This window comes from Mycobacterium genavense ATCC 51234, from assembly GCF_000526915.1.
Classification (GTDB): Bacteria; Actinomycetota; Actinomycetes; order Mycobacteriales; family Mycobacteriaceae; genus Mycobacterium; species Mycobacterium genavense.
Map to the genome: position 1 here is coordinate 75,904 of NZ_JAGZ01000004.1, position 23,038 is coordinate 98,941.

Below are 23,038 nucleotides of genomic sequence, written 5' to 3' on the forward strand. Positions count from 1 at the left end.
GCCTCGATGGCCGAAGGCGGTCTCAACTGGGATAGCTTGCCGCTCAAGCTCTTTGCGGGCGGCAACGCGAAATTCTGGAATCCGGCCGACATCGATTTCTCCCGGGACCGCGAGGACTGGGAACGCCTGACCGACGACGAACGCAGCTACGCGACCCGGCTGTGCGCCGAATTCATCGCGGGCGAGGAATCGGTAACCCAGGACATCCAGCCGTTCATGGCCGCGATGCGCGCCGAGGGCCGACTCGGCGACGAGATGTACCTGACGCAGTTCGCCTTCGAGGAGGCCAAGCACGTCCAGGTGTTCCGGATGTGGCTCGACGCCGTCGGCATCACCGAGGACCTGCATTACTTTCTTGACGACGTCCCGACTTACCGGACGATCTTCTACGAAGAGCTGCCGGCCTGCCTCAATGCGCTGACAGACGATCCGTCACCGGCGGCCCAGGTGCGCGCGTCGGTGACTTACAACCACATGGTCGAAGGCATGCTGGCGCTGACCGGCTACTTCGGCTGGCACAAGATCTGCGTGGACCGCGGCATCCTTCCCGGCATGCAGGAGCTGGTGCGGCGCATCGGCGACGACGAGCGGCGCCACATGGCGTGGGGCACCTTCACCTGCGGCGCGATGTCGCCGCCGACGACGCCAACTGGGGTGTCTTCGAGACGCGGATGAACGAGTTGATTCCGCTGGGGTTGCGCCTGAATCGAAGAGGGCTTCGCGCTGTACGACCCGATGCCCTTCGGTTTGTCGGTGGACGAGTTCATGCAGTACGCCTCCGACAAGGGCATGCGACGCTTCGGCACCATCTCGAGCACCCGCGGGCGCCTGGTCGGCGAGATCGACCTCGACTACTCGCCGCTGCAGCTCGAGGACACCTTCGCCGAGGAGGACGAAAAGGCGCTGGCCGCCGTGTCGGGCCTCGCCGACGCCCGGCGGTTACTCGACCTTCGTGTCGCCGCCGTCGTCCCCGGCGGATGAGGCGCCGACCCAGACGGTCTTGGCGTTGCAGAATGCCCGGATGCCCAGGCCGGCCAACTCGCGGCCGTAGCCGGAGCGCTTGATGCCGCCGAACCCCAGCTCCGGGTAGGACACCGTCATCCCGTTGATGAAAACCTGGCCGGCCTCGATGTCGTCGATGAACCGCTGCTGTTCGGCCTCGTCGTTCGTCCAGGCGTTGGAGCCCAGCCCGAACGTGGTGGCGTTGGCGATCTCGATGGCCTCGTCGATGTCGGAGACGCGGTACATCGACGCGACTGGGCCGAACACCTCTTCGGTGTATAGCGCCATGTCCTTGGTGATGTCGGTGACCACCGTCGGCGGGTAGAACCACCCCGGGCCGTCGGGAGTCTTGCCGCCCAGACGGACCTTGGCGCCGGCGGCGACGGCGTCGTCGACCTGCTTGGCGATCTCGTCGCGGCCGGATTCGGTGGCCAGCGGGCCCACGTCGGTGTCGGGGTCGGTCGGGTCGCCGACCTTGAGTGCGGCCATGCGCTCGACGAACTTGTCGACGAAGGCGTCGTAGATGTCGGTGTGGACGATAAACCGCTTGGCGGCGATGCAGGACTGCCCGTTGTTCTGCACCCGGCCCGTGACGGCGGTCTTGACGGCCTCGTCGAGGTCCACCGACGGCATCACGATGAACGGGTCGCTGCCGCCCAGCTCGAGCACGGTGGGCTTGATCTCGTCGCCGCAGATCGCGGCGACCGATTGGCCGGCCGGCTCGCTACCGGTGAGGGTGGCCGCCGCCACCCGCGGGTCGCGCAGGATGCGCTCGACGGCGCTCGAGGAGACCAGCAGCGTCTGGAAGCAGTCCGCGGGGAACCCGCCGCGGGCGATGACGTCGGACAAATACAGCGCCGACTGCGGCACGTTCGAGGCGTGCTTGAGCAGGCCGACGTTGCCGGCCATCAACGCCGGTGCGGCAAACCGCACGGCCTGCCACAGCGGGAAGTTCCACGGCATCACCGCCAGCACCACCCCCAGCGGCTGCCATCGGGTGTAGGCCTGTTTCGCACTGACCTTGGCGGCCTCGGCCGGCTCGTCGGCCAGCATTCGCTCCGCGTTCTCGGCGTAGTAGCGAAAACCCTTGGCGCACTTGAGCGCTTCGGCCTTGGCAGACTTCAGGGTCTTGCCCATCTCCTGGGTCATCATCGCCGCGACGTCGTCGGCTTCGGCCTCGAGCAGGTCGGCGGTGGCATTGGCCCACTGCGCGCGCTGGGCGAAGGTGGTGCTGTGCCGGTAGTCGAGGAAACGCGCGTGTGCCCTCGCGATCGCGGCGTCGACTTCGTCGTCGGTAGCCGGGGTGAAGGTCTTGACGGTTTCGCCAGTGGCCGGGTTGATCGTCGCGATTGACACGCTGACATCCTTCCCTCTGCGTGGGTCGGTAAAACGTCCAACACCTAGCCTGCCACTATCGTTCCAGGAGGGAGGTGGCGGATGAGCACAGCGGCTCAGCTGATCGTCAAGTGCCTGGAAACGAGGGAGTTTCCGTCGTATTCGGGATACCGAGGGAGGAGAACATCCGGTTCATCCAAGCGCTGGCGGCCTCGGACATCCGCTACATGCTGACTCGGCACGAACAGGCCGCCGCCTTCATGGCCGAGATGTACGGCCGGGTCACCGGACGCGCGGGGGTGGTCTCGGCGACCCTGGGCCCGGGCGCGATCAACATGCAACTTGGCGTCGCCGACGCCACCACCAACAGCACCCCGGTGGTCGCGATCTCGGCGCAGGTCGGGCAGGACCGCGAATACAAGGAGTCCCACCAGTACGTCGACCTGGTGTCGATGTACGTCCCGATCACCCGGTGGTCGGCGTCGGTGCCCACCTCGCACGCCATCCCGGAGATGGTGCGCAAGGCGTTCAAGACCGCCGAGACCGAACGCCCGGCCGCGGTCTACCTGGACGTGCCCGAGCACATCGACGAGGACGAGGCCGACTATCAGCTGGCGCCGTTGCCGCGCAACGTGGTCCGGGCCGACGCGCCGGCCGCCCGCCAGGTGGCCCGCGCGGTCGACATCCTGCGCAACGCCAGGTGTCCGGTGGTGTTGGCCGGGCACGGGGCCGCCCGTGGCGACGCGACGGCCGCCCTGGTGCGGTTCGCCGAGGAACTCGGGATTCGGGTGGCCAACACGTTTCACGGCAAGGGCGTGATGCCCGACGATCATCCCAACAGCATCGGAACGCTGGGGTTCATGCGGCACGACTACGTCAACTTCGGCTTCGACCATGCCGATGTGGTGATCGCGGTCGGCTACGAGTTGCAGGAATTCGACCCGGTGCGGATCAACCCGCAGGCCGACAAGCACATCATTCACATCCATCGATTCCCGACCGAGGTCGACGCCCACTACTCGGTGGACGTCGGCATCATCGGCGACATCAGCGATTCGCTGGACCAGCTCGCCGACGCGCTGTCCGGTCACCGATTCGACGACGCCGAGGTTCCCGGATCCGGATTGTTGGCCGAGGAATTCGCTCGGGGACAACAGGATTCGCGGTCGCTGGCGCCGCAGCGTGTCGTTGCCGACACCACGGCGGCGCTGGGCCGCGGCGACGTGGTGCTGGTCGACACCGGAGCCACCAAGATGTGGATGGCCCGGCTGTATCCGACGTACCGACACAACACGTGTCTGATCTCCAATGGCTTGTCCACCATAAGTTTTGCACTGCCCGGGGCCCTCGGGGTCAAGCTGGCCCGACCCGAGGCGAAGGTGCTCGCTGTGGTGGGCGACGGCGCCTTCATGATGAACTCGCAGGAAATCGAGACCGCGGTGCGGGAAAAGATCCCCCTGGTGGTGCTGATCTGGGAGGACGACGGCTACGGCCTGATCGAGTGGAAGATGGACCTCGAGCTGGGGGCCCACTACTACGTGAAGTTCGACAACCCCGGCGTCGTCAAGTACGCCGAAAGCTTTGGCGCCAAAGGATATCGGATCTCGCACGCCGACGAGCTGCTGCCGACGCTGCGGGCCGCACTCTCCGACGACGGGGTCTCGCTGATCTGCTGTCCCGTCGACTACTCGGAGAATTTGCGGCTCACCGACCGGCTCGGCGAGCTGGACAAAACACTGTAGGTGCGATGCTGTTTCGTCAGCTGGAGTACTTCGTAGCGCTCGCCCGGGAGCGTTATTTCGCCCGTGCCGCGAGCGCCTGCCACGTCTCCCAGCCGGCGTTGTCGGAAGCGATCCGCAAGCTTGAACGCGAGCTGAAGGTCCCGTTGGTGCAGCGTGGTCAGAAGTTCGAAGGCCTGACACCTGAAGGCGAACGTCTCGTGCATTGGGCACGGCGCGTACTGGCAGATTGCGACGCTCTGCGGCTTGAAGTCACGGCATTGCAGACTGGCCTCGTCGGCGAGTTGCGGTTGGGGGTGGTGCCCAACGCCGTGACCACCGTTGCGCTGCTGACGGATCCGTTTTGTGCCGCACACCCGTTGGTGCGGGTACAAGTCGAGACCAACCTGCGCTCGGCCGGGATCATCGAGCGAATCCGCCGGTTCGAGCTAGATGCAGGGGTTCTCTACCCGGACCGCCACGATACCGACGAACTCCTGGTCACGCCGCTGTATCAGGAGCACCAGGCGCTGATAGTCGGCACCGACCTACTTGCCGGGAAATCGGACACCATCAGCTGGTCGGACGCCCTGGCGCAGCCGCTGTGCCTGCTGACCCCAGGGATGCGAGGCCGCCGCGTCATCGACGACGCATTGGCCACCCGAGGTCTTGCGGTGAGTCCGCAACTCGAAACCGATTCGGTCGCAACGCTCTTCGCGCATGTCGGCACTGGCCGCTGGGCAAGTATTATGCCGCATACTTGGATTCGCGCCCTTGGTGTACCGGCCGGGGCCTCAGTGCTGCGACTGCGCGATCCTTCCGTTACCGCCCGATGGCGCTCGTCACGAACGCGGCAGAACCGGGCTCGGTGGTGACGCGTGCGCTGATCCGGGTCGCGTGCGACGTCGGCATCGGTGAGGTGTTCGGTTCGGCGGCCAGCGGACTTGACCAGCGCTGATCGGCGCGGCCTATCGGCCAGTCGGAAGCGCGTCTTGGACACATTCGACGTCGTCGGCGAAAGCTGGGGTGTAGCTACCCGCAAGAGGAGAAACGATGGCCAAGTGTGTGATGGTGCTCTACCCTGATCCCGTCGACGGATACCCGTCGAAATACGCTCGGGACAACATCCCGGTGATCCAGCGCTACCCCGATGGCAGCACCGTTCCGACGCCGTCGAACATCGACTTCACGCCCGGCCACCTACTCGGCTGTGTTTCGGGTGCGCTCGGATTGCGCAAGTTGTTCGAAGACGCAGGCCACCAGTTGGTGGTGACATCGGACAAGGACGGTTCGGATTCGGAGTTCGAGCGAGAGCTTGTCGACGCTCATATCGTGATTTCCCAACCGTTTTGGCCCGCATACCTGACCAAGGAGCGGATCGCCAAGGCGCCGAACCTACGGCTGGCGCTAACCGCGGGCATCGGCTCGGACCACGTCGACCTCGAAGCGGCCAAGAAGCACGGCATCACCGTCGTCGAGGTTACCTACAGCAACAGCATCAGCGTCGCCGAGCACGCGGTGATGCAGATCCTGAACCTGGTGCGCAATTTCGTCCCCTCGCACCGGTGGTCCACCGAAGGTGGATGGAACATCGCCGATTGCGTGGAGCGTGCCTACGATTTGGAGGGCATGGATGTCGGGGTGATCGCGGCGGGCCGAATTGGGCGGGCGGTGCTGCGTCGCTTGGCTCCGTTCGACGTCAATCTGCATTACACGGACACACATCGGCTGCCGTTGCAGGTCGAGAAGGAGCTCAACGTCACTTTCCATGCGGGAGTCGAGTCGCTGGTGCGCTCGGTCGACGTCGTGTCCATCCACTCACCGCTGTACGAGGCGACCCGCCAGATGTTCAACGAGCGGCTGCTGGGCACGATGCGCCGGGGCTCCTACATCGTCAACACGGCGCGCGGCGAAGAGACCGTGCCCGAGGCGATCGCGGCCGCGTTGCGTAGCGGCCAGCTCGCAGGCTACGCCGGCGACGTCTGGTACCCGCAGCCGCCACCGGTCGAGCACCCGTGGCGGACCATGCCGAATAACGCGATGACACCCCATGTTTCGGGTACCACTCTGTCCGCTCAGGCCCGTTACGCAGCCGGCACGCGAGAAATCCTGGAAAGCTGGTTCGCCGCCAAACCCATTCTTCAGGAGTACCTGATCGTCGAGGGCGGTCAACTCGCTGGCACGGGAGCCTTGTCCTACCAGAAGTGAGGCTGCTAGGTTGTTGCCGCCAAAGCCTTTTCGTCCTCGGCGGCGAAGGCGTCCTCCAACTGCAGCGGCGAGTAGTCGAGGTCGATCTCGCCGACCGGACGACCGCGGGCACTGGAAATGGTGCCGAACCTTCGCATTCCCTTGTCGGAGGCGTACTGTCGAGACTCCTCCATGTCCAGGCCGAACGGGACGGGGTCACTGAAAATCGCATAGGACTGCTCGGTGGCTTGCAGCGCCAGCAGTATCAGCTCGCTCATCCTTGACTCGAATACGGTCCAGTTGGTGTCGTCGGCGGCGACATGGCGTCGGCAGGTGAAGGTCCCCCAGGCCATGTGACGTCGCTCGTCGTCACCGATGCGCCGGACCAGCTCGCGCATGCCGGGAAGGATGTTGCGACTGGTACAGATCTTGTGCCAGGAGTGGTAGCCGGTCAGCGCCACCATGCCCTCGACCAAGTGGTTGTAGGTGACCGACGCCCGGACCTGCGCGGCCGGGGAAGGATCGGTTGTCAACGCGCCCAGACAATTTGGCAGCTCCTCGTAGAAGATCTGCCGGTACGCCGACAGCGGCTCGAATTAGCTGTGCAGGTCGCCGGTCTCACCCACGGCGTCGAGCCACATTCGGAACGCCTGGGTGTGCGTGGCCTCTTCGAAGGCGAACTGCGTCAGATACATCTCGTCGCCCAGGCGACCTTCGGCCCGCATGGCCGCCATGAACGGCTGAATGTCTTCGGTCACCGCTTCCTCGCCGGCGACGAACTGAGCGCACAGTTGGATCGCGAGGAGGCGCTCCTCGTCGGTCAGCTGCTCCCAATCCGCGCGGTCGCGAGAGAAGTCGATGTCGGCAGGATTCCAGAACTTCGCATTGCCCCCGGCGAACAGCCGCAGCGGCAAGCTATCCCAGTTGAATCCGCCCGCTGCCAGCGAACCTGTTTTTGTGCGTGTCATCCGAACGACCCCCTGGAATCGAGTGCATTGATTCGATGGTGACGCTAGCTCGGGAACACGGCCAAATTCATAGACATAACGCGCACGGGTTGATGCGATAAACGCACAAACCGGGGCCGCAGGCCGATTCGTCCTACCCTGACGAGAGTGGATGCCACTGGATATCCGGGGCTTTTCGGAGAACCCGGCACCGCCTTGTCAGATGCGGGGTGGGTCGCACACGCCAACAAGCATCTGACGCCCAACCTGGCGCTGCTGAACGCAAGGTTCCTCGAGGGCAGCCGTGCCGACCGTTGGCTGCGGATGTCATACGAACCCGGGCCCGGCGCCTTCAATTTCGCTCAGCTCAGCGGTGGATCCATGGCCGAGATGCTGGACCAGACGGCGACGCACTGCGGTTCGCTGGTGACGGGTTGTCCTTGCCCGACACTGAGCATGACGGTGACCATCCTGCGCGGCGGAACGACGAAATCGTATGAGGCGTCCGGCCGGGTGCTGAAGCTGACGAAGACGAATGCCGTGCTGAGCGCCGACCTCGACGACGCCAACGGACGTCAAATCGCCACGATCACGGTGGTTTCCCAGCTCATTACGGATATCGGCAGGCTGGGCTAAGACCCGGCGGGCGGGGGTGTCGGCACCTTGAGTGTGGTCGGCGGGACGTATTGGCCGACTAGTACGCGATGCCACCACACCCGGTCGCGCCGCAATTCTGCCGGTGTGGTGAACCGGTACCGGTACAGCTGAGCACGCACATAGCGCGGCGGTGAGTCGGGAAAAGGGTTGTGCCGCAACAGCCGCAGCGTGGGCCGGTCGCCGGTCAGCAGCCGGTGCAGGAACGGTTTCAGCCAGGGCTCGGCATAGCCCGGCGAGATCGCCACGAACCACATCAGCCAGTCCAGCCGCAGATGGTAGGGCGCCCATTGGCGGGGCAACCGCCCGACGGCGCCGGGCTTGCCCTTGAACTCGTATTCCTGCCACACGGTCTGCGCGGTCAGGCGCGGCTCGTCGGTGCCTTCGATCACCACCTCTCGGCGGATGCGGCCGATGCTGCCGAAAGCGCCGTAGGTATTCACCAAGTGAAATGGGTTGAACGACATGTTCATTCGCTGACTCGGCGACAGCATGTTGCGCACTGGCCAGTAGGTCAGCACGAGTACCCCGCCGGCGAACGCCACCACCGCAACGACGAACCACAGCGGTGCCTGTGCCAGCGGCGGATGTCCCGGAACCGGCACCAGCAGCCCGGCCGATGAGTCGTCGATGGCGCTGACGCCAAGACAATCGTCAGCCAATTGAGCCAGGCGAAGTTGCCCGAGGCCACCAGCCACAGTTGCGTGACCACCACGATCGCGGCGGCCACGCTGGCCACGGGCTGGGGCGCGAACAACCCGAACGGAACCACCAGCTGCGCGAAGTGGTTGCCCGCAACCTCGATTCGATGCAGCGGCTTGGGCAGATGATGGAAGAACCAGCTCGCCGACCCGGGCATCGGCTGGGTCTCGTGGTGGTAGTACAGGCAGGTCAGGTCGCGCCAGCACGGGTCACCGCGCATCTTGATCAGCCCGGCACCGAACTCGACCCGAAACAGCAGCAGCCGCGCTATCCACAACGTCAGCACCGGCGGGGCGACGCGATCGTTGCCCAGGAAGATCATCAGGAACCCGCGTTCCAGCAACAGCGATTTCCAGCCGAACGAATACCACGCCTGCCCGACGTTGACGATCGAGAGATAGAGCACCCACAGCATCAACCAGACCGACATCGCGGCCCACAGCGGTATCAGATCGGCCGCGCCGACGAGTAGGGCCGCCCCCAGTGCGGCGCCGAGCCAGGCCACCGCCGCGAAGATCCGGTCGGAGTAATGCAGCGCAAAAATGCTCGGTGTTCGCCAAAACGACTGCCGCGCCAAGAACCGCGGCACCGGCAGGATTCCGTGCTCGCCGATCAGTGCGCGGAACTGCAGCGCGGCGCGACGAACGCGATCAGGTAGATGGCCGCCACGCCGCGCTCCAGCACCAGCCTGCCCAACCAGTAGTCGGGAGCAGCAAACCATCCCATCGGCACAACTCCTTGGACGTATCCAGTGAATCAGCCAATGAACGGCACTCCAACGCCCGAAACGCTAGGCGTCGGGTGGCGCCCGCCCGCGATCCGGCATGGCGATCACCGAGGCAGCGACCGCGGCCAACGAAATCAACGCCAGCAGTTGCACAGTCGCGGAATGGCCGGCGTATCCGTCGACCGATCGCCAGGGATGCCGCGACAGCGCCGCCCCGGCCAGGATCAGGCCGCCGGCACTGGCGGCCACGGTGATCCGGTCGCGTAGCCGCGGGCGATCACGCAGCGCGTAGCGCAGGCCGAGTGCGCCGCCGATCACCACGACCCCGGCCACGCCGGCGATCGCGGCCCCGGACGCCAGCAGCGGCGCCGCCGCCCACGGGCCGGGCGACCATGGTCGTGCGGGTGGGTCGTCGGACCGTGCGCGCCGCCGCCGCAACGCCAGCACGGCCAACACCGGCAGCAACGCCAAGCCCGCGGCCAGGCCGGTGCGGTACAGCGAATTGGATTCGAACCTCAGCGTGATCGTGCCGGGATCTCCGGCGGGCACCACCCAGCCCTGCTGCCATCCGTTGACGGCCACCGGCGTCAGTCGGGCCCCGCTGCTGGTGCGTGCCACCCACCCGGGATTGATGCTTTCCGGAACGACCAGCACCCTCGACGTGGACGACGCCGTGGCCCGGACTTCGCGACGGTCGGGTCCCCACGCCCCCGTCGCCGCGGGATTCACCGAAAGCGCCGTGGTGCTTGGCAATTCGGCGGTATTCGGGGTCGAAAGCTGCACGCCGTCCACGACGAACCGGGCGCCGGGGCTGATCAGCAATTCCTGTTGCCCGGTCGGCAACGCGATCGGATTCGGATCGCAGACGCTCACCGGTACCGGCTCGCCGCTCAGCAGCGCGCCCGCCGTGGTCCGGATCGAGGTGTGCACGAACCGGCCGGCGACCGCGATGACCGGGCCGTGGTCGCAGTCGACGACGATCTCGCGCGGCCGGTTGCGCGCCGCGTCGGCCGCGGCGATCGGGTTGCCGTCGGTGCCCAGTGCGGCCACCTCGGCCAGCCCCGGGGGCTTGAGCTGGTCGAATCCCAGCGCGTTGCGGTCGATGACGTCCTGCCAGTCCAGCAGACTGACGGTGATGGTGCCGGTCACCCGGGGCCGCAGCGAAAGTTGCTGCGCGGCGCCGTCACTCGGCGTGAAGCTGCGGACCTGCGGGCCGTCGCCGAGGTTGACCGCCACCACCGTCGGCTGCGCCGGCAACGTCGAGCGGCTGGGCAGCAGCCGCAGCCCGGCGACCTCGGTGGGCCGCGGCAGCACCAGCGTCAGCGTCGGCGCGCTCCTGTGTTGCACCACCCGCTGTGGTGCGGTCCAGGTGGTGGCGGGATCGCCGTCGGTGGCCGCATACGCCGAGCCCAGGATGTCGACGGTGTCCGAATCACCTTGGGCCCGAGTTGTATTCGGCTCGGCGATCAAGTCGGCCAGCTGCGGGCCCTGCCGGGGCCGCACCCATAGCCGGGGAACCACCGACACCGGCGCCGAAACGGTCAGGGTGCGGCTGAAATTGACCGGCTCCTCCGGGGCCAGCGCCATCGACGGCGCGCAGTGCACGCTGTCGGTCGCCGCCGCACAGCCGGGCCGGCCGAGCAGCTCCGAACCCAAATCCCAGCCCGCGATCGCCGAGCCCGGCGGCGGCCCGGGCACCCGCACGGTGTGCCGCAGGTCGACCGGGTGCGCGAAACCGGAGGCGTCGTACTGGGTGATCGACAGGTCGGTGACGCCGAACTGCACGCCGCTGGATCCGTCGTCGGTGCCGGCGGCGGTGATGCGCACCCACGGGGTTTCGCCGTAGGGCAGCGCCGCGGTGAGCGGCTTGCCCGGCTGGTCGAAGCGCAGCGTGGTGCTGCCGGTGGCGGTATCGATGACGATGCGGCGGACCTGCGAGCCGACGGCCGTCGCGCTGGGTGTCAGGGTGATTGCCGCGTTGGTCACCGGGTGGTCGAAGGTGACCTGCAGCCACTGCCCGACGGCGGCTTGCAGCGCGTTGGTCACCCACGCCGTCGCCGGATCGCCGTCGATCGCCGCGGCGGCCGAGGTCGCCGGGGCGACGTCGGGCATCGCGGTCGAATCCGACGACGAACTGGACACGGTGATCCGCCCGCCGTTCCAGCCGCCGTACACCAGATCGGCGCCGGGGACCGGGTAATCGGGGACCCGGTTGAAGGTGTGCCGAGTGTCGCCGTCGGCGCGGATCGCCGACGAGTGCTCGTCGACGCGGCCGTAGTCGGTCTCCCGCGCGGTCGGGGTGTCCGTCACGGTCACGACGGGTGCCGACAGCCCGGCACGTCGAGCGTCGGCGGTCAGCAGCACCGGACCCGCCGGCGGCTGGCCCAGCAGCCGGCGCCGTTCGTCCAGACGCAGCAGCACTTCCGGCCCGCCGTCGACGCGGGCCAACCCGTCCAGGTCGGCGAAATAGGGCGCACCTGGATTGCCGGGCGCGGTCACGCGGTAGATCACTCGAAAAATTTCCAAGGCCGGATAGCGTGGGCGCAGCCCACTGTCGGCGACGAACCCGGGCAGCGTGCCGGGCCCTACCGGTTCGCCGAACTGTGCCACCTTCTGCAAGCCCGGCGATCCCTCGATGGCGCGGTGCACCAGGATCGGGCGCGCCGAACGCGACGAGTCGGGATCCAGGTCGTTTCGCACCACCACGTACGAAATACCTTGGCGGGCAAGGGTATCAGCCAGCCCGGCCGAGGGCAGGCCCGCGGCGAACAAGCGCTGCACCGAATCCAGCGCCCGAATGGTCTGCGGCGGGGTCAACGGGATCGAGTCGCGCACGCCCCACGGGCTACCGCCGAGCACCTGCAGCGGTTCGTCGTGGGTGGTGCCCCACGTCTGGGTCGCGAACGGTGCCCCCGGGACCACCAGCACCCGGCCGGGGCTCGGCGTGCCGGTGTTATGCGCGGTCAGCCAATCGGCGGCGTCGTGCCAGTAGCGGGGGATGGCGCGGAACGTGCCCGGCGGGGTGAGCCGCGCGGTCCACGCCAGCGAGGTGCCGACCATCAGCGCGGTCAGCACCACCACAGCTACGGCGACCCGCTTGTCGCGTTCGGGGTGGGCCAGCGCACTCAGCCACCGCGCCCGCGGCACGCTGCCCGGCAGCGGCACCCGGCTCAGCAGCGCCGCCACGCCCAGCACGATCGGAATCCGGATGACCGACTCCAGCTTGTGTACGTTGCGCAGCGGTGCGCCCGCGGCGTCCAGGAACAGCTGCACCTGGTGTGCCAGCGGCGACCCGAGCCCGCCGCTATAGCCCACGGCCATCAGCACCACCCCGACCAGCAGCATCGTCACCAGCCGTCCGCGGGCCGGCATCGCCGGGCCGGCCAGCCCCGCCAGCCCGGCCGCGGCGACCAGGCAGGTGGCCAGGATGGCGGCCGAACCGGTGACCAGCGGCGCGCCCGCGGTCGCGGTCGGCGCCACGAACGGGGTCCAGCTGTCGGTGCCGCGCAGCATCTCGACCAGCGACGACCACTGCGTCGTCACCCCCGAGGATTCGATGAAGTCCATAAACGGAGGACTGACGTCGCGCAGCAACAGAAGCGCCACGACCCACCACGCCGTCGCCAGTACGAAGCTCAGCGACCACCACCCGGTGTAGCGCCACCACACCCGGTTCGGCCGATGACAGGCCCACCAGATCACCGCCGGCAGGCAACCGGCCAGCGTGGCGATGGCATTGACCGCGCCCATCAGCGCGACCGCCAGCCCGGCCTGGCCGGCCAGCGCTCGCACCGACCGCCCCGACGTGCCGCGTAACGCCAGGATCGTCGGCAACAGCACCCATGGCGCCAGCATGATCGGCAAGGTTTCCGACGAGATGGACCCGAGCGTAGTCAGCACCCGCGGGCTCAACGCAAACGCCGCCGCACCGATCAGCCGTGACGTCGGGCTGCCGATCCCCAGCGTCTCGGCGACGCGCAGCAAGCCCCAGAAGCCGACCGTCAGCAGCAACGCCCACCACAGCCGCTGGGTCATCCAGCCGGGCGCCCCGAGCAGGTGGCCGATCGCGAAGAAGGTGCCGTGCGGAAACAGGTAGCCGTAGGCCTGATTCTGCGTCTGGCCGAACGGCAGCTCGCTGTTCCACAGGTTGGTCGCGCGGGCCAGAAAGCGCAGCGGGTTGGCGGTCAGATCGAGCTTGGTGTCGGGGGACACCTGTCCCGGGGACTGTGCGAACGTCAGCGCCAGTGAGATCGCGCCAACCAGCACAAGCCAGCGGCGTGACAGCGCAGTGACGGAAAGGCCGGTCGCTGAGCCCGCTGGCGGCGACCCGCTGCGCGCGGCTTGTTCCGGTACTGACGACCCGCTGCGCCCGGCTATGCCGCGTTCGCGATCGCCGCTAGCTACGGTTGCCGTATTCGACCCGGTTGAGCACTGACGACTGCGGATCGCCCCCGGGTAGTGGCGGCTTCGTGTCCTGTTGCACCATCAGGGTGATTCCGAAGATCGCGGCCGCGCCCAGCAACAGACCCACCACCACGCTGGCGGCGGCGGGCGCAATGATGCGGTTCATCGGTCTCCTCGGGTTTTGCGGTCGTCGCGGGGACTATCCAAAGGTCAACCTAGCAGAACGGCCGGCACGGTCCGCGGACGTGAGTCGCAGCAGGGTGGCGGTCCCCGCACCGCCGCGCAGACCCGTCGTGACACCATGTCCCGATGCCTTTTCCGCGCATTCTGGCCGCGCTGGCCGCCTCGGCGTTGTTGGTCGCATGTGGCCACGACGCCGCCCGGCCGCCGGCGACCACGACCAGCAAGGTGGTCGCCGCACCGCCGGCGCCTCCGGTCTGCGGCGACCCCACCGCCAAGCTGTCGACCCGCGACAAGCTGGCCCAGCTGCTGATGGTGGGCGTGAAGAACGCCGACGACGCCCGCGCCGTGGTCAACGGCTACCACGTCGGCGGCATCTTCATCGGCAGCTGGACGGACCTGGGCATCTTCGGTGGACCGCTGACCGAGATAGCGGGCGCCGCGGGGCCGCTGCCGCTGGCGGTCAGCGTCGACGAGGAAGGCGGCCGGGTGTCCCGGCTGAAATCGCTGATCGGCACGGCCCCCTCGGCCCGCGAGCTGGCCCGGAGCCAAACTCCCGACCAGGTCCACGAGCTGGCGGCCCAGCGCGGCAAGAAGATGCACGACTTGGGCATCACCGTCGACTTCGCGCCGGTGGTCGACGTCTCCGACGAACCGGACGACGCCGTGATCGGCGACCGCTCGTTCAGCAACGACCCGGCCGTCGTCACCGCTTACGCCGGGGCCTACGCACAGGGACTGCGCGACGCCGGCGTGCTGCCGGTGCTCAAACACTTCCCCGGCCACGGGCACGGGTCCGGCGACTCGCACAAGGGCGGCGTCTTCACGCCGCCGCTGGCGGACCTGCAGACCAGCGACCTGCTGCCGTACCGGACGCTGATCACCGCGACACCGGTCGCCGTCATGGTCGGCCACCTGCAGGTTCCCGGGCTGACCGGCGACGACCCGGCCAGCCTGAGCCGGCCCGCGGTGCAATTGCTGCGTGACGGCATCGGATACGGGGCCCCGCCATTCAACGGCCCGGTGTTCAGCGACGACCTGTCCAGCATGGCCGCGATCTCGGATCGATTCGGTGTTGCCGAGGGGGCGCTACGCAGTTTGCAGGCGGGCGTCGACGTCGCGCTGTGGGTCATCACCGACGAGGTCCCAGCGGTCCTCGACCGCCTCGAAAAGGCGGTATCCGCAGGCGAATTGGCATTGCCGGCGGTGGATCAATCGCTGCTGCGGGTGGCGGCGATGAAGGGACCCGCCCGGGCGTGTGGACACTGATCGTCCGCTCGATCGTTACCCTGGAGTCAGATTGACACGGCCCGACGGGCTTGAAGGGGCGCAGCGATGGCAGGTGGCACCAAGCGGCTTCCGCGCGCTGTCCGGGAACAGCAGATGCTCGACGCCGCAGTGCAGATGTTCTCGGTCAACGGCTACCACGAGACGTCGATGGACACCATCGCCGCCGCGGCGGAGATCTCCAAGCCGATGCTGTACCTCTACTACGGCTCCAAGGAGGACCTGTTCGGCGCCTGCCTGAACCGCGAGATGACCCGCTTCATCGACGCGGTGCGCGCCGATATCGACTTCACCCAAAGCCCTAGGGACTTGCTGCGCAACACCATCGGGTCGTTCCTGCGCTACATCGATGCCAACTGGGCGTCCTGGATCGTGATGTACACCCAGGCCATCAGCTCGCAGGCGTTCGCCCACACCGTGCGCGAGGGACGCGAGCAGATAATCGAGCTGGTGGCCGGCCTGGTTCGGGAAAACAGCCGGACACCGCGGACCGACGCCGAGCATCAGATGATGGCCGTCGCGCTGGTGGGTGCCGGCGAGGCGATGGCCAACCGGCTGTCCACCGGTGACATCGACGTCGACGAGGCCGCCGAGCTGATGATCGACCTGTTCTGGCACGGCCTGCGGGGCGTGCCGGTGGATCAGGAAGCCAGCGCATCCACGCGTACCGCGGGCTAGATTCGTGCAGTGCCCCGCGTGCCCGCCTCCACATCGGGCCGCAATGTCGACTTTTTCTGTGCCGCCGTCATTGTGGGGCTGCTGGCCGGGGTCGCCGGGTTGTCGACGACGTTCGTGTTGCGATTCGTTCCGCACCTGATTTTCAACTACAGTTTCGGCACGATTTTCAACTACAGTTTCGGCACGCTGCCGGCCGTGCTCAGCGCCGGCAGCCCGGTGCGCGAGGTGTTGGGGCCGATGGTCGGCGCGGCGCTGGCCGGGCTGGGCGGGTGGATGCTGCCGAGGTGCCGCCGCTGGCCGAAACCATCGCCCGCCACGAACGAATACCGCGGCTGTCCTGGAGCATTGACGCCATGCTGCAGGCGCTGCTGGTCGGCTCGGGGGCATCCCTGGGGCGGGAGGGCGCCCCACGCCAATTCGCCGCGGCGTTAAGCGATTTCGCGACCGGCTGGCTGCGGCGGCTGTCGACTCGCGACCGCGAGATCCTGCTGGCCTGCGCGACCGGGGCCGGGCTGGGCGCGGTATACGCCGTGCCGCTGGCCGGCGCGCTGTTCTCGGCGCGGATCATGCTCAACACCTGGCATCCCCGGGCGCTGGGCGCGGCGTTTCTCACCTCCAGCCTGGCCGTCGCGATCGGTTCGGCGATCACCCGCGATCAGCCCAACCTGCATTGGCCGATCGGGGAGTCCAGGTATCTGCTGACCGCGCACGGTCTGGTCATCGCCCCGATCGCGCTGGCGGTGGGGCTGGCGTTCAACCGACTGATGGCTGCGGCGCGCCCCGCCCGCCAGATCCGCAGCTGGGTGCTGATACCCGCGCTGGCCGCCACCGGGCTGGCGATGGGCATCTGCTCGCATTGGTTGCCCGAATTGCCCGGCAACGGCCGCAGGATCCTGACGGTCAGCCTGGCCAGCGGGCTGACGCTGACCGCGGCGACCGCGATCCTGCTGTTGAAGCCGCTGCTGACCGCCCTGTTCCTGCGCGCCGGCGGCATGCTCACACCGGCGCTGACGACCGGCGCGGCGGCCGGGGCCGTGCTGGTGCTGACGATCAACTGGATTGCGGGGATACACCTGCACGTGCCGGCCGTCGCGCTGACCGGCGCGGCCGGGGTGCTCGCGGTCACCCAGGGTTCGCCGATCTGGGCCGCGATCTTCGTCTGGGAGCTCGCCCGACCACCGCTGTGGCTGTTCGGGGTTTTCCTGCTCACCTCGACCGCTGCGCACGGGCTGAAAAGGCTGCTGAGCGTGGGCGCGCAGAAGCAGGCAGAACGCGCGGGCTGAGCCTGCTGCAGCGGCCGGACGCTGCCGGTCAGATGCGGATAGCCCTTGGCGATATTGCGCAGCGTAAGCTCCCAGCCGCCCTGGTCGTCTTCGTCGATGTAGAGGCCCGCGGTCGCGGGCAGGAGCACCGGCTTGCCGAACCGCACCGAGTATCGGGCCGCCCCGGGGATCCGGGCTTCGATGTTAGCCAATACCGCTGCGGCAGTGAACATTCCATGCGCAATCACGGTCGGAAAGCCGAACAGCTTGGCGGTGATCGGGTTGGTATGGATCGGGTTGTGATCGCCGCCGATGACGGCATAGCGGTGGATCTGGCCGGGGGTGATGCGCAGCACCGCGGGGGGTGGCGGCAGCTTCGGCTGCTTTTGCGGCGGAGGTTTGGGTTCGTCGGACAAGCTGGTGCGCTGCTGATGGAGGAAGGTCGTCACCTGGTGCCATGCGACGTCGTTGCCGACGCTGACCTCGGTCACCAGGTCGACCAGCAGGCCCTTGCGGTGCTCGCGCAGGTTCTCGGCGTGCACCCGCACCCCGACGGTGTCGGTGACCGCGATTGGGCGGTATTGGGTGATGTGGTTCTCGGTGTGCACCGAACCCATTGCGGCGAAAGGGAAATCGAACCCCGTCACCAACGACATCAGTGCCGGGAAGGTCAGCGCGAACGGGTAGGTGAGCGGCACGGTGTTGCCGTAGCGGAGGCCGGTGATCGCGGCGTACTCGGCCACGTTCGTCTGGTCGATCGGCAGTTCCTCGACGGTCACCGTGCGGCTGGGCAACTGATCCGTCCGCGACACCACGGGCAGCGCCCCGGCCGCCGCCCGCAACATGTTGCGCAGATCGTTTGGTTGATTCATCGAGTTCTCCTTCGGTGCAGTGCCTAGGCGCCCAGCATGGCCTGGCCGCAGACGCGAATTACGTTTCCGGTCACCGCGTTTGACGCCGGGCTGGCGAAATAGGCGATCGTCTCGGCGACGTCGACCGGTTGCCCGCCCTGCAGCAGCGAGTTCATCCGGCGGCCCACCTCGCGGGTGGCCAGCGGGATCGCCGCCGTCATCTGGGTTTCGATGAATCCGGCGCCACCGCGTTGATCGTGATGCCCTTCTCGTACAGTTTCGGCGCCAGCGCCTGGGTGAGGCCGATCATCCCGGCCTTGGTGGTGGCGTAGTTGGTCTGCCCGCGGTTGCCGGCGATACCGGCCATCGACGACAGACCGATCACCCGGCCACCTTCGCCGATGCTGCCGTTTCCGATTAGTCCTTCGGTAAGTCGTTGCGGGGCAAGCAGATTGACGGCCAGCACGGCGTCCCAGCGGGCATCGTCCATGTTGGCCAGCAGCTTGTCGCGGGTGATGCCGGCGTTGTTGACCAACACGTCGGCGTGTCCGGCGTAGTGGTCGCGCAGGTGCTCGGTGATCTTGTCGACGGCATCCTCGGCGGTGACGTCGAGCCACAGCGCCGTGCCGCCCACCCGGCTCGCGGTTTCGGCCAGCGTCTCGGCGGCCGACTCCACGTCGATCGCGATAACGCGCGCCGTCGCGGGCGAACACTTCGGCGATCGTCGCGCCGATGCCGCGGGCGGCGCCGGTCACGATCGCGACCTTGCCATCCAGCGGGCGGTCCCAGTCCGCGGGCGGGGTGGAGTCGTCGGCGCCCAGGTAGAACACTTGGCCGTCGACGTAGGCCGATTTGGCCGAAAGGATAAAGCGCAGCGTCGATTCCAAGCCGGTGGCGGCCGGTTTGGCCTCCGGCGACAGGTACACCAGCGCCACGGTCGAGCCGTGGCGCAGCTCCTTGCCCAGCGAGCGGGTGAAATCCTCCAGCGCGCGCTGCGCAATCCGTTCGTCGGTGCTGCCCGCGGCATCGGGTGTGGTGCCGACCACGACGACGCGCGCGCAGTGGCCCAAGTTACGCAGCAGGGGTGAAGAAATCGTGCAGCGCCCGCAGCCCACTGGGCGCCGTGATGCCGGTGGCGTCGAAAACTAGGCCGCCGAATCGGTCGGCCCAGCGGCCGCCAGATTGTTGCCGACGAGGTCGTAGTCGTTGTCCAGCGCCGCCCGCATCGGCTCGACGATCCTGCCGTCACCCCCGATCAGCAGGGACCCGGACAGCGGTGGGTCTGCGGCGGAGTAGCGGCGCAGGTTCTCAGGTTGCGGAATACCAAGTTGCTTTGCGACAAAGGATCCGGGGCCACTGTTGACACGTTGCGAGAACAGATCGGACGAACGATTGGGAGCCACTGAGCTGCCTTCCGTTTCTTGAGTGCCGTACGAACCGACCGTATCGGGGACGAACTTACTGCAGAGTAAGAACCGTGGGTAGTATGGGTCCCAACGGTCAATCCCCCAAACTGAAAATCCGAGATGAAGATGGCCCCTGCAAGTTCGCAGCCAAGTGATCAAGCTGCTCAGACGAGTCTGAAGTCCCGGCGTCGGGTCGCCGTGCTGGGCGGCAATCGCATCCCGTTCGCGCGGTCGGAGGGCGCCTACGCCGAAGCGTCCAACCAGGACATGTTCACCGCGGCCCTGGGTGGGCTGGTGGACCGGTTCGGGCTGGGCGGGCAGCGACTCGGGGTGGTCGTCGGCGGCGCCGTGCTCAAGCACAGCCGCGACTTCAACCTGATGCGTGAATGTGTACTGGGCTCCGAATTGTCTTCGTACACAACGGCATTCGACATTCAGCAGGCTTGCGGCACCGGCCTGCAGGCGGCGATCGCAGCGGCCGACGGCATCGCGTCGGGCCGTTACGACGTCGCCGCCGCCGGCGGGGTGGACACCACGTCCGACCCACCGATCGGCCTGGGTGACAACCTGCGCCGCCAGCTGCTGAAATTGCGCCGCTCCAAATCCAATCTGGAACGGTTGAAGCTGGTGGGCATGCTGCCCGCCACCCTGGGCATCGAAATTCCGGCCAACAGCGAGCCGCGCACCGGGCTGTCGATGGGCGAGCATGCCGCCATCACCGCCAAGCAGATGGGTATCAAGCGGGTCGACCAGGACGAGCTGGCGGTCGCCAGCCACCGCAACATGGCCGCCGCCTACGACCGGGGTTTCTTCGACGACCTCGTCACACCCTTCCTGGGGTTGTACCGCGACGACAATCTGCGGGCCGAAGCCAGCACCGAGAAGCTCGCCACGCTGCGTCCGGTGTTCGGGGTGAAGGCCGGCGACGCGACGATGACGGCGGGCAATTCGACACCGTTGACCGACGGCGCCTCGGTCGCCCTGCTGGCCAGCGAAGAGTGGGCCGCCGAGCACTCGTTGCCCCCGCTGGCCTACCTGGTGGACGCGGAGACCGCCGCGGTCGACTACGTCAACGGGCGGGACGGGCTGCTGATGGCGCCAACGTACGCGGTGCCCCGGCTGCTGGCCCGCAACGGGCTGAGCCTGCAGGACTTCGACTTCTACGAAATCCACGAGGCCTTCGCGTCGGTGGTGCTGGCGCATCTACAGGCGTGGGAGTCCGACGAGTACTGCAAGGAGCGGCTGGGCCTGGACGCCGCCCTCGGGTCGATCGACCGGTCCAAACTCAACGTCAACGGCTCCTCACTGGCCGCCGGCCACCCGCTTGCGGCCACCGGCGGGCGGATTCTGGCCCAGGCCGCCAAACAGCTGGCCGAGAAGAAGGCGGAGCGCAAGGGTGGGGGTCCGGCGCGCGCTGATCTCGATCTGCGCCGCCGGCGGACAGGGCGTAGCCGCAATTTTGGAGGCCTGACCTGCAGCTGGGTCGCTACACGCCGGTCGACAATGAGGTTCGTCACAGCCGGTTAACGGCGGCAAGGGATGGGTAACCGGTCTCCGGATGGTTCCGTGTTGTGGTCTGACCCCCCGACCCCGACGGCAACACGGGTCATCCCCGAGACGAGCGCCGGTACGAAAAGACGGGCGTACGAAAAGGGCCGCCGCTGGTTTGAGGGGATCCAGCGGCGGTCTTTTTCGTCCACCGGCGCCAAGACCCAAAATCCCCCGCTTCAGCGTGGAAGCGGGGGATTTTGCGTGCGCAGCCGAGCCGGTTAGAAGGCCGCCTCGTCGAGCTCCATGAGGTCGTTGTCCAGCGTCTCGATGACCTCGCGGGTGCCGGCCAACAGCGGCAGGAAGTTCTTCGCGAAGAACGACGCCACCGCGATCTTGCCCTCGTAGAAGGACCGCTCGGCGCCACTGGCGCCGGCGTCGAGCGCCTGCACGGCCACCGCGGCCTGACGCTGCAGCAGCCAGCCAATGACCAGGTCGCCGACGCTTATCAGGAAGCGCACCGAGCCCAGGCCCACCTTGTAGAGGCTGGAGACGTCCTCCTGGGCGGCCATCAGGTAGCCGGTCATCGTGGCCGCCATCGCCTGGACGTCCTCGAGGGCCTTGGCCAGCAGCTCGCGCTCGCTCTTCAACCGGCCGTTGCCGGTCTCGGCGTCGACGAACTTCTGGATCTGCTCCGACACGTGTGCCAGCGCCACACCCTTGTCGCGGACGATCTTGCGGAAGAAGAAGTCCTGCGCCTGGATGGCCGTGGTGCCTTCGTACAGCGAGTCGATCTTGGCGTCGCGGATGTACTGCTCGATCGGGTAGTCTTGCAAGAATCCGGACCCACCGAACGTCTGGAGGCTCTCCGTCAGCTTGGCGTAGGCCTGCTCGGAACCTACCCCCTTGACCACCGGCAGCATCAGGTCGTTGACCCTGACCGCCAGGTCGGCGTCCACCCCGTGCAGCGCCTCGGCGACGGCCGCGTCCTGATAGGTCGCGGTGAACAGGTACAGCGCGCGCAGACCCTCGGCGTAGGCCTTCTGGGTCATCAGCGACCGGCGCACGTCCGGGTGGTGCGTGATGGTCACCCGCGGTGCGGTCTTGTCGGTCATCTGGGTCATGTCGGCGCCCTGCACGCGGGACTTGGCGTACTCCAACGCGTTCAGGTAACCGGTCGACAGCGTGGCAATCGCCTTGGTGCCGACCATCATCCGGGCCATCTCGATGACCTCGAACATCTGGGCGATCCCGTTGTGCACCTCGCCGACCAGCCACCCCTTGGCGGGCACGTCGTGCTGACCGAACGACAACTCACACGTCGCCGAGACCTTCAGACCCATCTTGTGCTCGACGTTGGTGACGAACACGCCGTTGCGCTCACCCGGCTCGCCGGTCTCGTGGTCGAACAGGAACTTCGGCACAATGAACAGCGACAGACCCTTGGTGCCGGGGCCGGCGCCCTCGGGGCGGGCCAGCACCAGGTGCACGATGTTCTCGAACAGGTCGTCGGAGTCGGCGGAGGTAATGAACCGCTTGACGCCCTCGATGTGCCAGGAACCGTCGTCCTGCTGGATCGCCTTGGTGCGGCCGGCGCCGACGTCGGAGCCGGCGTCCGGCTCGGTCAGCACCATGGTCGCGCCCCACCCGCGCTCCGCGCAGAGCACGGCCCACTTCTTCTGCTCCTCGGTACCGAGGTGATAGATGATGTTGGCGAATCCGGCGCCGCCGGCGTACATCCACACCGCCGGGTTGGCGCCGAGGATGTGCTCGTGCAGTGCCCACACCAATGCCTTGGGCATCGGCATGCCGCCCAGCACCTCGTCGATGCCGGCCTTGTCCCAGCCGGCCTCTTGGACGGCGCGAACCGACTTCTTGAAGGACTCGGGCAGGGTCACGGAATGGGTCTGCGGGTCGAACACCGGCGGATTGCGGTCGCCGTCGACGAACGATTCGGCGACCGGCCCCTCGGCCAGCCGGCTCATTTCGGTAAGCATTTCGTGGGCGGTGTCGGCGTCAAGGTCGCTGAATGCGCCCTGCCCTAACGCCCCGTCGACGCCCAACACCTCGAACAGGTTGAATACCTGGTCGCGGACATTGCTCTTGTAGTGGCTCACTATTCTCCTCCTCGTTGAGAATGCCACGATGTGGTTGGGTACTTGGGCTAAGTTACCCACCAGTAACACCGCCAAAGCTATATCGGCCCGTTA

General features: G+C 67.4%; 8 protein-coding genes and 9 pseudogenes. 9 read left to right on the plus strand and 8 right to left on the minus strand.

The genetic code is table 11. The features are described 5' to 3' along the window. The first annotated feature begins 6 nt into the window (after positions 1 to 6). Positions 7 to 981: pseudogene (locus T428_RS27165) on the plus strand (R2-like ligand-binding oxidase). On the opposite strand, the gene T428_RS0110695 reads toward T428_RS27165, so the two are convergent. Next, on the minus strand, positions 940 to 2,358 hold the full coding sequence (locus T428_RS0110695; RefSeq protein ID WP_025736479.1) for an NADP-dependent succinic semialdehyde dehydrogenase: 1,419 nt from the start codon (positions 2,356 to 2,358) through the stop codon (positions 940 to 942). The pseudogene T428_RS27165 and the gene T428_RS0110695 sit on opposite strands and share 42 nt — an antisense overlap. 81 nt (positions 2,359 to 2,439) lie before the next feature. On the opposite strand from T428_RS0110695, the pseudogene T428_RS27170 reads away from it, so the two are divergent. The 3 genes and pseudogenes from T428_RS27170 (at position 2,440) to T428_RS0110710 (ending at position 6,263) form a co-directional block, all read left to right on the plus strand. Beyond that, a pseudogene (locus T428_RS27170) lies at positions 2,440 to 4,079 on the plus strand (acetolactate synthase large subunit). Positions 4,080 to 4,084: 5 nt separating this feature from the next. After that, positions 4,085 to 5,013: pseudogene (locus tag T428_RS27175) on the plus strand (LysR family transcriptional regulator). Between the two features lie 95 nt (positions 5,014 to 5,108). Continuing rightward, positions 5,109 to 6,263 (plus strand): NAD-dependent formate dehydrogenase, encoded by a 1,155-nt coding sequence (locus T428_RS0110710; protein ID WP_025736480.1) that lies wholly within the window; start codon positions 5,109 to 5,111, stop codon positions 6,261 to 6,263. 5 nt (positions 6,264 to 6,268) lie between these two features. On the opposite strand, the pseudogene T428_RS27180 reads toward T428_RS0110710, so the two are convergent. Further along, positions 6,269 to 7,210: pseudogene (locus tag T428_RS27180) on the minus strand (R2-like ligand-binding oxidase). A gap of 147 nt (positions 7,211 to 7,357) precedes the next feature. Between T428_RS27180 and T428_RS0110720 the strand changes: the two are divergent. Then, positions 7,358 to 7,825 (plus strand): PaaI family thioesterase, encoded by a 468-nt coding sequence (locus T428_RS0110720; RefSeq protein WP_025736481.1) that lies wholly within the window; start codon positions 7,358 to 7,360, stop codon positions 7,823 to 7,825. Here the strand turns inward: T428_RS0110720 and T428_RS27185 are convergent. The 3 genes and pseudogenes from T428_RS27185 to T428_RS31935 all read right to left on the minus strand — a co-directional run bounded on the left by T428_RS27185 (position 7,822) and on the right by T428_RS31935 (position 13,842). After that, positions 7,822 to 9,271 (minus strand): annotated as a pseudogene (locus tag T428_RS27185) (lipase maturation factor family protein). The gene T428_RS0110720 and the pseudogene T428_RS27185 sit on opposite strands and share 4 nt — an antisense overlap. Before the next feature lie 64 nt (positions 9,272 to 9,335). Continuing rightward, positions 9,336 to 13,556 (minus strand): DUF3367 domain-containing protein, encoded by a 4,221-nt coding sequence (locus tag T428_RS0110730; protein WP_025736482.1) that lies wholly within the window; start codon positions 13,554 to 13,556, stop codon positions 9,336 to 9,338. Positions 13,557 to 13,668: 112 nt separating this feature from the next. Next, entirely contained in the window at positions 13,669 to 13,842 is a 174-nt protein-coding gene (locus tag T428_RS31935; protein WP_065443914.1) for a DUF2613 domain-containing protein, read from the minus strand. A 143-nt stretch (positions 13,843 to 13,985) separates the two neighbouring features. On the opposite strand from T428_RS31935, the gene T428_RS0110740 reads away from it, so the two are divergent. From T428_RS0110740 to T428_RS27190, 3 genes and pseudogenes are all read left to right on the plus strand, one after another. Further along, complete coding sequence (locus T428_RS0110740) at positions 13,986 to 15,125, plus strand: glycoside hydrolase family 3 N-terminal domain-containing protein (RefSeq protein WP_025736483.1); 1,140 nt, start codon at positions 13,986 to 13,988, stop codon at positions 15,123 to 15,125. A 66-nt stretch (positions 15,126 to 15,191) separates the two neighbouring features. After that, on the plus strand, positions 15,192 to 15,821 hold the full coding sequence (locus tag T428_RS0110745; protein WP_025736484.1) for a TetR/AcrR family transcriptional regulator: 630 nt from the start codon (positions 15,192 to 15,194) through the stop codon (positions 15,819 to 15,821). Positions 15,822 to 15,839: 18 nt separating this feature from the next. Further along, positions 15,840 to 17,104, plus strand: a pseudogene (locus T428_RS27190) (chloride channel protein). Between the two features lie 8 nt (positions 17,105 to 17,112). Here the strand turns inward: T428_RS27190 and T428_RS27195 are convergent. Next, positions 17,113 to 17,955 (minus strand): annotated as a pseudogene (locus T428_RS27195) (MaoC/PaaZ C-terminal domain-containing protein); the annotation flags it as partial. Positions 17,956 to 17,978: 23 nt separating this feature from the next. After that, positions 17,979 to 19,337: pseudogene (locus T428_RS27200) on the minus strand (3-oxoacyl-ACP reductase). A 129-nt stretch (positions 19,338 to 19,466) separates the two neighbouring features. Between T428_RS27200 and T428_RS27205 the strand changes: the two are divergent. Further along, a pseudogene (locus T428_RS27205) lies at positions 19,467 to 20,811 on the plus strand (acetyl-CoA C-acetyltransferase). A 298-nt stretch (positions 20,812 to 21,109) separates the two neighbouring features. On the opposite strand, the gene T428_RS0110775 reads toward T428_RS27205, so the two are convergent. Beyond that, a complete protein-coding gene (locus T428_RS0110775; RefSeq protein ID WP_025736489.1) occupies positions 21,110 to 22,945 on the minus strand; it encodes an acyl-CoA dehydrogenase in 1,836 nt (611 codons plus the stop codon). Positions 22,946 to 23,038 lie beyond the last annotated feature (93 nt).